Origin of the sequence: Hyphococcus sp., from assembly GCF_965267305.1 — a bacterium.
Classification (GTDB): Bacteria; Pseudomonadota; Alphaproteobacteria; order Caulobacterales; family Parvularculaceae; genus Hyphococcus.
Map to the genome: position 1 here is coordinate 3312003 of NZ_OZ253945.1, position 12964 is coordinate 3324966.

12 protein-coding genes are annotated in these 12964 nt (G+C 60.3%); 6 read left to right on the forward strand and 6 right to left on the reverse strand.

Features of this window, described 5'->3' with window-relative positions:
- Positions 1-177 precede the first annotated feature (177 nt).
- On the forward strand, positions 178-2025 hold the full coding sequence (gene ggt / locus ACQY5P_RS16015) for a gamma-glutamyltransferase (protein ID WP_428407873.1): 1848 nt from the start codon (positions 178-180) through the stop codon (positions 2023-2025).
- Here the strand turns inward: ggt and ACQY5P_RS16020 are convergent, their stop codons facing one another.
- The 3 genes from ACQY5P_RS16020 to ACQY5P_RS16030 are packed head-to-tail and all read right to left on the reverse strand — an operon-like array spanning position 2026 to position 5574.
- A complete protein-coding gene (locus ACQY5P_RS16020; protein WP_428407874.1) occupies positions 2026-3426 on the reverse strand; it encodes a sensor histidine kinase in 1401 nt (466 codons plus the stop codon).
- Between the two features lie 4 nt (positions 3427-3430).
- Positions 3431-4843, reverse strand: a complete 1413-nt coding sequence (locus ACQY5P_RS16025) for a dihydrolipoyl dehydrogenase family protein (RefSeq protein WP_428407875.1) — start codon at positions 4841-4843, stop codon at positions 3431-3433.
- Positions 4844-4845: 2 nt separating this feature from the next.
- Positions 4846-5574 carry a TVP38/TMEM64 family protein gene (locus ACQY5P_RS16030; RefSeq protein WP_428407876.1) on the reverse strand — a complete coding sequence of 243 codons (729 nt, stop codon included), beginning with the start codon at positions 5572-5574 and terminating at the stop codon, positions 4846-4848.
- Between the two features lie 296 nt (positions 5575-5870).
- On the opposite strand from ACQY5P_RS16030, the gene rpmH reads away from it, so the two are divergent.
- Genes rpmH through ACQY5P_RS16055 form a run of 5 tightly spaced genes read left to right on the forward strand, consistent with a single transcriptional unit; the run spans position 5871 to position 9882 of the window.
- On the forward strand, positions 5871-6005 hold the full coding sequence (gene rpmH, locus ACQY5P_RS16035) for a 50S ribosomal protein L34 (RefSeq protein WP_428407877.1): 135 nt from the start codon (positions 5871-5873) through the stop codon (positions 6003-6005).
- Between the two features lie 60 nt (positions 6006-6065).
- On the forward strand, positions 6066-6401 hold the full coding sequence (gene rnpA / locus ACQY5P_RS16040; RefSeq protein WP_428407878.1) for a ribonuclease P protein component: 336 nt from the start codon (positions 6066-6068) through the stop codon (positions 6399-6401).
- 56 nt (positions 6402-6457) lie between these two features.
- Positions 6458-8260 carry a membrane protein insertase YidC gene (yidC, locus tag ACQY5P_RS16045; RefSeq protein ID WP_428407879.1) on the forward strand — a complete coding sequence of 601 codons (1803 nt, stop codon included), beginning with the start codon at positions 6458-6460 and terminating at the stop codon, positions 8258-8260.
- A 47-nt stretch (positions 8261-8307) separates the two neighbouring features.
- The gene (gene yihA, locus ACQY5P_RS16050; RefSeq protein ID WP_428410678.1) at positions 8308-8901 is read left to right on the forward strand and encodes a ribosome biogenesis GTP-binding protein YihA/YsxC; all 594 of its coding nucleotides are present in this window, start codon (positions 8308-8310) and stop codon (positions 8899-8901) included.
- A 36-nt stretch (positions 8902-8937) separates the two neighbouring features.
- A complete protein-coding gene (locus tag ACQY5P_RS16055; RefSeq protein WP_428407880.1) occupies positions 8938-9882 on the forward strand; it encodes a tyrosine recombinase XerC in 945 nt (314 codons plus the stop codon).
- On the opposite strand, the gene ACQY5P_RS16060 is transcribed toward ACQY5P_RS16055, so the two are convergent.
- The 3 genes from ACQY5P_RS16060 to ACQY5P_RS16070 all read right to left on the reverse strand — a co-directional run bounded on the left by ACQY5P_RS16060 (position 9879) and on the right by ACQY5P_RS16070 (position 12909).
- On the reverse strand, positions 9879-11312 hold the full coding sequence (locus ACQY5P_RS16060; protein ID WP_428407881.1) for an alanine/glycine:cation symporter family protein: 1434 nt from the start codon (positions 11310-11312) through the stop codon (positions 9879-9881). The two genes, ACQY5P_RS16055 and ACQY5P_RS16060, sit on opposite strands and share 4 nt — an antisense overlap.
- A gap of 79 nt (positions 11313-11391) precedes the next feature.
- Entirely contained in the window at positions 11392-12561 is a 1170-nt protein-coding gene (locus ACQY5P_RS16065) for a cystathionine gamma-synthase (RefSeq protein ID WP_428407882.1), read from the reverse strand.
- Positions 12562-12654: 93 nt separating this feature from the next.
- Complete coding sequence (locus ACQY5P_RS16070) at positions 12655-12909, reverse strand: hypothetical protein (RefSeq protein ID WP_428407883.1); 255 nt, start codon at positions 12907-12909, stop codon at positions 12655-12657.
- Positions 12910-12964: the final 55 nt, after the last annotated feature.

Below are 12964 nucleotides of genomic sequence, written 5' to 3' on the forward strand. Positions count from 1 at the left end.
TGCAAGCGCTTGAGGGGCCGAATCCGCCCTTTCCCGATTTTTGTGGGAACAGCCCCAAAATACTCGATTCCGAGACTCTCAAATCCGGCGCATATGTCCTCGCGCCGGGGGGTCGAAAGCCTTCGCGCCCTCGCGTATGTATGAGCCGACGGCGAGAGACAAGCGGAAGGACGCAGGATGACGAGCGTGATGAAACGGCTTTGGGCGGCAGGCTTTGTGGCGGTGGCCTTCGCAGCGCTGACAGGGGCTTGCGGGCGCGAGGGCGCCTCTGAAAGCACGGCGCAACTCGCTGAAGCCGGAGCGCAAATCCCGGCCACAGAGGCTGCCGATGCTGAGCCGGCGCCGGGCCGTTGGTTCATCGCCGCAGCGAACCCTTACGCGGCGGAGGCGGGGGCGGCAATCCTCAAAAAAGGCGGCTCGGCCGTCGACGCCGCCATTGCGACGCAAACCGTGCTTGGCCTTGTAGAGCCCCAATCCTCGGGGCTCGGGGGCGGCGCTTTCATGATCCACTATGACGCCAAGTCTGGTCTCCTCGAAACCTATAATGGCCGCGAGACGGCGCCGGCCTCGGCGACGCCGGACCGGTTTCTCACCGAAAATGGCGAGCCCATGAATTTTTACGACGCCGTTGCGGGCGGACTTTCCATCGGCGTTCCTGGGGCCGTCGCTATGCTGGAACTCGCCCATAATGAACATGGCAAGCTTCTCTGGGCTGAAGATTTTGAAGCGGCGATCGCCTTGTCCGAAGAGGGCTTCAAAGTGTCACCGCGCCTCAACGGTCTTCTGGCGCGTATCCCGCGTCTGAAACAGATGCCGGCGGCCGCCGACTATTTTTACAGCGACGACGGCGCGCCATGGCCCGTAGGGCATATTCTGAAAAATCCCGCTTACGCTGAAACCTTGAAGGCGGTGGCGGAGGGCGGCGCCGACGCTTTTTATGAAGGCGCCATCGCCGAGGAGATCGTTGAGGCCGTCAATTCTGCGCCTAATCCCGGCGGCATGACCCTCGAAGATCTTTCTAGTTACACGGCGGTGAAGATCGATCCCGTTTGCGGACCCTATCGCGCCTATCAGATTTGCTCCATGGCGCCGCCAAGCTCCGGCGGCGTGACGCTGCTGCAGATTCTGGCGCTGCTTGAAAAGTTCGACATGGCGGGCGCCGGCGCAGGCTCGATTGAAGCGCTGCATTTGCTGTTTGAGGCGTCGCGCCTCGCTTATGCGGACCGCAACGAATATCTCGCCGACAATGAGGCGCTGGCGGGAGAGGAAGAGGGGCTTGCTCCGGCGGCGGTAATCGCGGGGCTGTTGAACCCTGCCTATCTCGATGCGCGCGCCGCCCTGATCGACAAGACGAAGGCCGCTGAAACCGTCGAGGCGGGCGATCCGTCGCAATTTGAGATTGAAGACGGGGCGGGCAAGTGGAAACGCTATGGCGCCGATGCGTCCCCGGAGCCCCCCTCGACCAGCCATTTCGTCATCGTCGATGGCGAGGGCAATGTGGTTTCCATGACGACAACGGTGGAGTTCGCTTTCGGCAGCCACCAGATGGCGGGCGGCATGGTTTTGAACAATCAGCTTACGGACTTTTCTTTCCTGCCGGTGCGCGACGGCAAGCCGGTGGCGAATGCCGTCGCCGGGGGAAAACGTCCGCGCAGCTCCATGGCGCCGGCCATCGTCTTTAATGAAGACGGCGAGGTCTGGGCCGCGGCCGGCTCGCCTGGCGGCCCGGCGATCATCGGCTATGTGGCGAAGACGCTGATCGCCATGATCGACTGGAACATGTCGGCGCAGGACGCAGTGAACTATCCGAACGCGGTCTATCCGCGCGGCGCGCCCATGCTCGAAACAGACGGGTTCGACAACCAGATTATCGAGGGTTTGAAGGCAATGGGCCATCCTGTCGAAACCCGCGAGCTCAATAGCGGCGTTCATATCTTCAAGCGCCTGCCGGATGGCTCTTATGACGGCGGCGCTGATCCGCGGCGCGAAGGCGTCTGGCTCACTGGCGAGGTCGAGGCGAAATAGTTACGCGGCCGCCCCGGGGAGGGTGATGCGGAAGATCGCTCCCGTCTCGTCGCTTTTCTCGAGCGTCAGCGCGCCGCCATGGGCGCGGACGATTTCCGCCGCGATGGCGACGCCAAGACCGGAGCCGCCGGGCTTTTGCGAGCCTTTGAAGGGTTCGAACAGGTCGGCCTTGGCGTGGTCTGGCAGGCCTGGTCCTGTATCGGCGATGAAAATCGCGACCGCGCCGTTTTCAACCTGAGCTTCGATGGTGACGGCACCTTCCACATCGGGAATTTCCGTGATGGCGTCGACCGCGTTTCTGACGAGATTGAAGAGCGCGCGATAAAGCTGCGTTCTGTCCGCGTTAATGGACAGGGTTTCCGGCGCGTTGTTTTGCGCGGTGACGCCCATGGCCGCCGTGTCGTCGAAGACTTCCCCTACAAGTTCGTGAAGCGAGAATGGCGACTTCGAAAGCAGGCGCGTCTCCATTCGTCCGAAAGTCAGCGTGTCGCGGCTTAAGGCAATGGCGCGGTCGAGCGCCGAGATCAGGCGCGGCGAGAGTTTCCTGACGCTCGGGTCGTCGGATTTCGCAAGGCGATCCGACATCAATTGCGCGGAGGCAAGGATATTGCGCAGATCATGACTGATCTTGGAAATGCCGGCGCCCAGTGCGGCGAGCCGGCGACGCTCGCCGAGAAGATCGCGCACACTTTTTTCCATGGCCGCAAGGCTTTCTTCCGCGGCGCCGATTTCGTCCTTGCGGCCCGAGGGCTGCAAAATCCCGAGGGCGTTTTCGGGGTCGGCGTCAAATGCGATGATGTTTTCCGTAAGCCGCTTCACAGGCCGCACGATCATGCGATTAAGCGCCCAGTAGACAAGGCCCGCCGTCAGCGTGGAAATAATAAGGGAGAGGAGAAAGATATTGCGGGCATAGGCGTAAAGATCTTCGCGCAAGGCCTTCTGGGAGACGATGATGTCGACGGTTTGACCAGTGGCGAATTGTGGCTCTCCGGTCGCTTGAATGAGATTGTCGCCGCGTGAGAACAAGGAGGTCCAGGCGTGGCGGATCATATCCATGCTGTTTTCTCGGGTGAGGTCGACGCGCAACATGTTAGGCGATCCATGGGGATTGATTTCGGGCGCAAGGATGAGCATGCGCATATCGTCGCTGTTTATGGTGACGCCGAGAATATTCGCGGTGGAGAAAAGCTGCCGCACAAGCGTTTCATCGGCGGCGCCTTGCCTAGGGCCCTCGAGCGCAAGGCTCGCGAGATAAGCTTCCTCGAACCGGATCATGAACCAGTCCCGGCGCTGTTTCGCAATGGAGGGCACCAGAACGACAAATTCCGCCACAAAAACGAACACAATTGTGAGCAAGAGAAGTTTCGTCGAGAGCGAGTGTTTGGCGAATCCGGCTTTCATGGGCCTAGTCTAATATGGAAAGTAGCCGCACCAGAAATTTCGTGCGGTCGGAAAAGAGCGTCTCCGAATACCAGGCGCCGGCGGCGCGTTTCGCCGCTTCGCTGCGAGTGGGATAAGGTGCGATCATGTCGGTGAAGGCGCGGATTTTGAGCTTTGACGATATGGCGAGCGTACAAGGTTGCAGAAGATCGCCTGCGCCGCGCCCGACAATGCCAGCGCCGAGAATGCGCCCCTTTTTGTCGGTAATGATTTTAATGAGCCCCTGAGTATCGCGTTCCGCCTCGGCGCGGTCGTTCTGCGAGAACGGCCAGCGTGCGACCTTGATGTCGCCGTGGCGCTCTCTCGCTTGTGCTTCAGTGAGGCCGACCTGCGCCAGCTCTGGGTCGCAATAGGTGACGCGGGGGGCGAGCTGTTCGTTATTCTTCGACGGCACTTTGAAAAGGATGTTCCGGACAAGCACGCTGGCGTGATAGCCCGCCACATGGGTGAACTGCCGCCCGCCGGCGACATCGCCCGCCGCATAGACGCGCTTGTTCGTCGTCCTGAGGCGGCTGTCGGTCTTTAGACCCTTCGCATCGTAATCGACGCCTGCGGCCTCCAGATTCATTCCGCCGACCGTCGGTTTGCGCCCGACAGCGACGAGAAGATGCGAGCCTTCGATGGTGCGCGCGCCCACGGTGACGCTCACGCCGGAGGGGGTTTTCTCGACCTTTTCCGCCTTGCCGCTTTCGACCAGCTCGACGCCTTCCTTGACGAGCCGTGCGCGGACGATGTCGGCAAGCTCCGGATCTTCGCGGCCGAGAATCTTATCGCCTTCGATGACGGTGACTTTCGCGCCAAGGCGGCGAAACGCCTGCGCCATTTCAATGCCGATGGGTCCGCCGCCGATGATGATGAGATGATCGGGCAGTATGCGGTTCTCGAACAGCGTTTCGTTGGTGAAATAGGGAACACTATCGAGGCCCGGAATCGGCGGAACGAAAGGCGTCGATCCCGTGGCGATAACGAAATGTTTCGCCTTGATAAGAGTGTCGCCCGCCTTCACCTCGCGTGGGCCAGTGAAAGAAGCGTGCTCGCGGATGACAGTGACGCCAAGCCCTTCAAATCTTTCTTGGCTGTCAATCGGCGCAATGGATTTGATAACGCCGTGAACGTGATCCATCACCGCGGCGAAATCGATTTTCGGGTCGACGCCCGCAATCCCGAATTTTTTCGCATCGCGCATCTCTTCTGCGCGTGCTGCGGCGGCGATGAGCGCCTTTGACGGCACGCAGCCCGTATTGAGGCAATCACCGCCCATCTCGCCTTTTTCAATCAACACGACTTTGCGTCCGAGCATGGCGGTGCCCGCGGCGACGGAGAGCCCGCCGGAACCCGCGCCGATGATGCCAAGATCGGCTTTGATAGTTTCTGCCATGATTATTGCGTTCCCGGCGCGGCTTTGCGTTTCAGAAAAACGGGGATCAGCGCCAGCACGATGAGGCCGGCAATCGGCGTCAAGGTTTCCGGTTTTAACAGAACGCCCGCAAGTGAAATGTCCTCGCCGGCGTCGAAGGCGGCGCCGGCCGCTGCGCCGATGCTCGCATAAACAAAGGAGCCTGGAATGATACCGAAGAAAGTGCCGATGACGAAATTTCGCAGCGAGACGCCGAGAAGGCCAGCCGCGATATTGACTCCCCAGAATGGAAACACCGGCGCCAGCCGCAGAATGAACATGTAGGAAAGTTCGCCCTCGCGAAAACCCTTTTCCATTCGTTTCGCGAGACCGCCGGCCCGTTTCGACAGATAATCGCTGAGCGCGGTTCGCGCGGCGAGGAAAATAATCGTCGCGCCAAGGGTCGCAGCGAAAACGATCAGCGGGGTTCCGATCCACAGACCGAAGAGATAGCCGCCGAAAATCGTAAGGATGCTGGCGCCGGGAAAGGAAATCGCCACTGCTGCGGCGTAGGCGATGAAAAATAGGGCGGAGGCCAGCAGGGGATCGTTCGCCACCCAGGCGCGCAGGGCCTCGCGATTATCGCGGAGAGCGTCGAGGGTGAAATAGCGGTGGAGACCAAGCGCGAAAAAGGCGGCGAGCGCCGCCGCGATCACGATCAGCGGCAAAAGACGCCGGACCGGACTTTTTGCGGGGGAAGGGGATTCGGACAAAAATGAAGCCTTTCGGGTATCGGGGACAGTATAGCGGGGCCCCGCTCAATTTGGGATTGGCGGGCGGGCCAGGCATTCCTAGACGGTATGGCCCGGAATTGCCGCTCACGGCAGGCCCTCCTGCGGTCACAACCGCGCGAAATCGCCCGCCCCGGGCGGGAATTGGCGATTTCGCCGCAAATGGCCGGATTCCGCCTGATCTGCTGTTGACGACGGTTCGACGGCGGTCTATCTCCCCCCGCTCTTGAACATTCGCGGCGCGCGCCGCTTGAATACCCGTCTTTGAGGATCGAACGATGAAACGGACCTATCAACCGAGCCGGCTGAAGCGCAAGCGCCGTCACGGCTTCCGCGCGCGCAAAGCGACCAAGGGCGGCCGCAAGGTTCTGGCTGCGCGACGTTCTAAGGGCCGCAAACGGCTCTCCGCTTAAGCTCTGGCGAAGAAAACAAAATCGAATCAAGCACCTAGGCTCGCGCCAGCGGGAACTCCCATGGGCGTCATCAAAAAACGTCAGGACTTTCTGGCGATGCGGGACGCCGACAAGGCCCAGAGCGCGTCTTTCCTGATGCTCGCCCGGAAAAACCCTGAAAACGGTCTCGCGGCCCGGCTCGGCCTTACTGTCACCAAAAAGCTTGGCGGGGCGGTCATCCGCAACCGCATAAGGCGGCGGCTTCGGGCCGCGGCGCGAGAGATTTTCCCCGCTCACGCCGCTCCAGGGACCGACTATGTTCTCATCGCCCGGAAAGCGGCTTATGACCGCAATTTCGAAGCGTTGCTTGACGATATGAAGCGCGCCCTTTTAAGGCTTCCCCGCAACCCTACATAGCAACGGATCAAAGCGGGACGGCCCGCGGCTTTTCCAGCATCTCATCGGGATTTTTCATGGACCGCAATCTGATCTTGGCGATCGTCCTTTCCTTCGGCGTGTTTCTCCTCTGGGACTATCTGGTCTTGAGCCCCCAGCGCGACGCAGAACAAGCCGCGCGCCAGGCGCGCGCCGCCGAGCAGGCCGAACAGGCGGCGCAAAACATGGATCCCGATATTGGCGGTCTCGCCGGCGAAGAAGCCGCGCTGACGGTCGAGGATGCGATCGCCAAATCCGCCGGGCGCGTGCCGATCAAGACGCCAACTCTTCAAGGCTCTATCAATCTCAAGGGCGGGCGTTTCGACGATCTTATCCTGCTGCAATATCACGAGACCACGGATGAAGAGAACAGCCCGCCGATCCGCCTTCTCAGCCCGGCGGAAACCGAACATGGCCATTTCATGCAACAGGGCTGGGCGATCGGCGCCGACACGCAGGCCGGCGCGCCATGGACCGCCCCGGAAGGCGCTGTTCTGACGCCGTCCACCCCAGTGACTCTGACGCGGGAAAGCAACGGGCTCACTTTCGAAAAAACGATTTCCGTGGACGAGCGCTACATGTTTACGGTGACGCAAAGCGTCACCAACACTTCAGGGGAAACGAAAAGCCTTCGACCCTATGCGACGGTCACACAGCGCAATACGCCGGAAGACTATCGTAACTTCATGATCCTTCATGAGGGACCTCTGGGCGTCATCGGGACTAAGCTTTACGAGCGCAAATATAACAAGCTCAAGAAAAACAAGAACGCCAAGATCGAAGAAAGCGGGGTTGGCGGCTGGGTCGGCGTCACCAACAAATTCTGGCTCGCCGCCTCCATTCCGCCGGCGGATGCGGAAATCGAAGCAACGCTCGCCAATCGCGGCACGACGGACAAGCCGATCTTCGAGGCGTTTTACGCCATGCCGGCGATTTCGCTGGCGCCGGACGAAACAAAAGCCATGAAGTCCTACATGTTCGGTGGTCCGAAGGATGTGGACATCCTGCAATCCTATGAGGCGAAGCCGGAGGATGGCGGGCTCGGCGTTTATGATTTCGACAAGGCCGTGGACTGGGGCCATTTCTTCTTTCTGACGCGGCCGATTTTTTACACGCTTAATTTCTTCGGCGACCTTACCGGGAATTTCGGCGTCGCCATTCTTCTCCTGACCCTGGTCATCAAGCTGATTTTGTTCCCGGTCGCGAACAAGGGCTATGAGTCCATGTCGAAGATGAAGAAGCTGCAGCCTGAAGTGAAAAAGCTTCAGGACCGCTACAAAGACGACAAGATGAAGCTCCAGCAGGAGATGATGGCGCTCTACAAGAAGGAAAAAATGAATCCGCTGGCCGGGTGTTTTCCGATCCTGTTGCAGATGCCAATCTTTTACGCTCTTTATAAGACGCTTTTTGTCACGATTGAATTGCGCCACCAGCCGTTTCTCTACATTGACGATCTCGCGGCTCCCGATCCGACGACGATCTTCAACCTCTTCGGTTTGTTGCCATATGACCCAACCGCGCTGCCCCTCATCGGCGGCATTCTGGGCATTGGTTTCCTGCCGGTCCTCATGGGCGTCGCCATGTGGTTCCAGACAAAGCTTAACCCGCCGCCGGCCGACCCGGTTCAGGCGCAGGTTTTCGCGTTCATGCCGTTCATCTTTGTCTTCATCTTTGCGCCCTTCGCGGCGGGCCTTGTGCTCTACTGGTTCTGGAACACGACGCTCGGCATTCTCCAGCAATGGTACATCATGAAGAAAAACGGCGTGAAAGTTGAACTCGGCCAGCGGCTGAAACTGCCCTGGGCGAAGAAAAGCGCCGACGCCGCCGGCGACGTGAAGTGACCTCGGCCGAGAAGTTCACACCGCAACAGATTGAGGCGGGCCGGCTGATGTTCGCCCGGCGCGCCGAATTCATGCTTGGCGTCGTCAGTCTGGAAACGCTGCCGGATGAAGGGCCTGCAGAAGTGGCGTTCGCCGGCCGCTCCAATGTGGGCAAGTCGACTCTCCTCAATGCGCTCACGGGCCAGAACGGGCTCGCACGCGCTTCGAACACGCCGGGACGCACGCGGGAAATCAACTATTTCGACCTCGAGAGCGTGATCAGACTCGTCGATCTGCCGGGCTATGGCTACGCCAAGGCGCCGCGAAAAGATGTGGAGCAGTGGACCAAACTGACGCGCGATTTCCTGCGCGGCCGGTCGGTGTTGCGCCGAGTCTGCGTGCTTGTTGATTCCCGCCACGGCCTCAAACAGGCCGATCATGAGGTCATGGATTTGCTCGACGAGGCGGCGGTAAATTACCAGATCGTCCTCACCAAGACCGACAAGGTGAAACCGACGGCGCTGGAAAAACTGATCGAGGCGACGGCGCAGCAGATCGTGAAACGCCCCGCCGCGCACCCTGTGGTGCGCGCGACTTCGTCGGAAAAAGGCGAGGGAATTGCTGAGTTGCGCGCCGATCTTGCGGCGCTGGCGGCCCTGTAAAGGCTTTCTTAACCTTCGCCGCGGCGTTTTAGGACTATGGCGCAAACGAATATCAGCGATGAAAACTCGCTCGCCCATTGGCGAGGCGCGTTCGAGCGCTATCTGAAGTCGGAAAAGCGCGCCAGCGCCTATACGCTCCGGAATTATGCGGCGACGCTGTCGCGTTTCGAGGCGTTTCTAGCGGGTCATGTTGGCGGCGCTGTGACGCTCGGCGATCTCGCCCGGCTCGAGACCAGAGACTTTCGCGCCTATCTCGCCCAACGACGCAATGAAGGTCTCGGACCGCCCTCGCTGAAGCTAGAACTCTCGGCGCTGAAAACCTTTTACAAATTTCTGGGGCGGCGCGCCGATGTGGAGAATGACGCCATCAGCGTCATGCGCGGTCCGAAAGCGAAAGAACGCCTGCCGCGCCCGGTGACGGAAGCGGACGCCGAAGCATTGATCGACGCTGCGGCGACCATGAAGACATCATCGCGCAAGGAGAATTGGGAGCAGGCGCGGGATGCGGCCCTGATCACCCTGCTGTACGGCGTAGGTCTGCGCATTTCCGAGGCGCTGTCTTTGCGGTGGTCCGATGCGCCGTTGGCCGAAACGGTACGGATTAAAGGCAAGGGGGCGAAGACGCGTCTCGTTCCCGTCGTGCCTGCCGCGCGGGAGGCGGTGGAAGTCTATCAGAAGCTTTGCCCCTATGGCGGGGAAGCGGACGATCCTCTGTTCTTTTCGACGCGCGGCAAGCCTTTGTCGGCGACGCTCGCACAGCGCACCATGGCCAAGCTGCGCGCTGCGTTGAATTTGCCCGACTCAGCGACGCCCCATGCTTTGCGGCACGGCTTTGCAACGCATCTGTTGTCCGCTGGTGGCGACCTTCGCGCCATTCAGGAGCTTTTGGGCCATTCATCGCTCGCCGCGACACAGCGCTATACGAAGATCGACCGGGAAAACCTCTTGAAGGTTTTCGACAAGGCGCATCCGCGCGCTTAGACCCCGTATTTCGCCTTGTAGGTTTTCACGTCGCGCTTCAGTTCTGGCAGCAGCAGATAAAGCGCGATGATATTCGGAATGCACATGCCGAACAGCATGGAGTCGATGAAGTTGATGATCGACGACAGCGATACGGCGGCGCCGGTTGAGAGCGCAAGACACAGCGCCAGCTTGAAGGTCACGTCGACGCGTTTCGTGTCGCCGAAAAGATAGACGGCGGCCTGCGCACCGTAAAACGCCCAGCTGACGAGCGTCGTGAACGCGAACAGCGTTGAGGCGACCAGCAGGATATAGGGAAACCAGGAAAAGGCGCTCGCATAGGCCGCCGACGTGATTTCGATGCCGACAATATTCTCGGCGTAAAGGTAAGGCTCGTAGGCGCCGGTGACGATGACGACCAGCGCGGTGATGGTGCACACGACAATCGTGTCGATGAAGGGTTCGAGCAGCGCCACATAGCCTTCGGTCAAAGGCTCGTTGGTCTTCACCGCCGAGTGGGCGATGGCCGCCGATCCGACGCCGGCTTCGTTGGAATAGGTTGCGCGGCGAATGCCGTTGATGAGCGCGCCGATGAACCCGCCGCCGGCGGCTTCAAGCCCGAAAGCGCTCTTGAAAATGGTCGAAATCGCATCGGGCACCGCCGTGATGTTCATCATGATGATGACCAGTCCGGCGGCAAGGTACACCGCGCCCATCAGCGGCACGAGAATGCCGGTCACCTTGCCGATGCGCCTTATGCCGCCGAGCACCACATAGGCGACTCCCGCCGCCATGATGACGCCGAAAGTGACCGGCACGTTCAGCCCAGTGACATTGGCGAACTGCGCGTGGCTCTGGTTCACCTGAAAGACACTAATGGAGCCGCCGATGGCCATCACCGCGAAGAAAATCGCCGCCCCCTTGCCGAGGGTCTTCATGCCGAGGCGCCGGAAGACTTCCTCGATATAGTACATGGGCCCGCCGAGGGTGGAGCCGTCGGGCCGGACCTTGCGGTACTTCACGGCGAGAGCGCATTCGGCGAATTTCGACGACATGCCGAAAAACCCGGCGAAAATCATCCAAAAGACGGCGCCGGGTCCGCCAATCGCGATGGCGACTGGCACCGACGCGATATTGCCGAGGCCGACCGTGCCCGATAGCGCGGAGGAAAGCGCCTGAAAATGCGAAATCTCGCCATGAGCGCCCTCCTGGTCGCGCGGGTTGAGAACCAGCGACCAGGCGTGGCGGAAACCGCGCAAATTGATGAAGCCGAGCGAAAAGGTGATGATCACCGCCGCCGCCATCAGCCAGATGACGACGAGGGGCAGCGAGACGCCGAGGACGTCCACGGAATAAAAGATGATTGAGGAGACGAAATCGCTGACCGGCGTCAGCGCGTTGTCGATGCGTTCGGCGAGCGAGACGGAAGCGTTGGCGGGGGCGTCGGCCATGAATGGTCCTCAATTGGCCGCACGCCGCGGCAGGAAACGCCGCAGTCTACCCAAATCGTTCTGCTTGTCACTTGTCGGTTTAGAGACCCTTCAGCGCCTGATCGAGATCGGCGCGAAGATCCTCTACATCCTCGACGCCGATGGAAAGGCGCACCAGCGAATCGTCGAGGCCCATTTCCTTGCGGCGCTCCGGCGGGATTGAGGCGTGGGTCATGATGCCCGGATGCTCGATGAGGCTTTCAACGCCGCCAAGCGATTCTGCGAGCGTGAAAAGCTCAACGCGCTCCAGCATGGTTTTGGCAGCATCGAGCCCGCCTTTGAGGAAAATTGTGACCATGCCGCCGAACGCATCCATCTGGTGTTTCGCGACATCGTGGCCCGGATGTGATTTGAGGCCGGGATAAGTGACGCGGGCGATGGCGGGATGGGCTTCGAGCCATTCGGCGAGAGCCATGGCGTTGGATGAAGAACGTTCCAGTCGCAGCGCCAGCGTCTTCAAGCCGCGCAGGGCGAGGAAGGAATCGAACGGACCCTGTATGCCGCCTACGGAGTTTTGTAGAAAAGCGAGGCGGTCGCCGAGGTCCTTGTCATTGACCACAAGCACGCCGCCTATGACGTCGGAATGTCCGCCGAGATATTTCGTCGCCGAATGCATGACGATGTCCGCGCCATGATCGAGCGGGCGCTGGCAATAGGGCGAGGCGAAAGTGTTGTCGCAGCCGACCGTTACGCCATGTTGTTTCGCGATCTTGGCGATGGCTTCGATGTCGACAATTTTCAGAAGCGGGTTGGTGGGTGTCTCGAGCCAGACCAGTTTCGTCTGCGGCGTGATCGCCGCTTCGAATTTCGCGGGGTCGGTCAGGTCCACATAGGTGAAGTCGAGATTGGCGGATGCGCGGCGCACGCGCTCGAACAGGCGGAACGTGCCGCCATAGACATCGTCCATGGCGACGATATGCGAGCCCGCGGGAAACAGCTCCAGCATCGTGGCGATCGCCGCCATGCCCGACGCAAATGCAAAGCCGCGCGCGCCGTTTTCGAGATCCGCAATGCAGCGCTCATAGGCGAAGCGCGTCGGGTTCGCGCCGCGGGCGTAGACAAAGCCTTTATGGACGCCCGGGCTTTCCTGGGCGTAGGTAGACGTCTGGTAAATCGGCTGCATCACCGCGCCCGTCGTCGGATCATACTCCTGCCCGGCGTGGATGACGCGGGTGGCGAAAGCAGGGCGGTTTTTTGCGTTTTTACTCATCTTTTGCCTCTGGCTGTTTCGCCATGGCATACAACGTTGGGTGTCTGCGATCCACAGCCGAATGGGCTAGGGTTGAGATAGGCAAGACGCCGCTCAGGAAAAACGGGCGCGCGTCCATTTCAGCGCGCCGTCTTCCAGACCCTTGAATTTCGGCGCCTGATCTAGGGGGGCGACCAGAAGCGGCGCATCCTTGGTCAGGTAACGCTTGATTCGGTGATAGAGACGCGAGCGCGTCTCACTGGAATCGATAAGATAAAGATTGTCGGCAAGCCTCTTCTGGACGGTTTCCTGTTCGAATCCGTCCATGTCGGCGCCGCCGGGGTCAAAATATGCAAGATAGACAGTCATGCGTTATCCGGGTGAATAACGCCGCGGAGGCATAAGAGTTCCGATTACAGCCGCA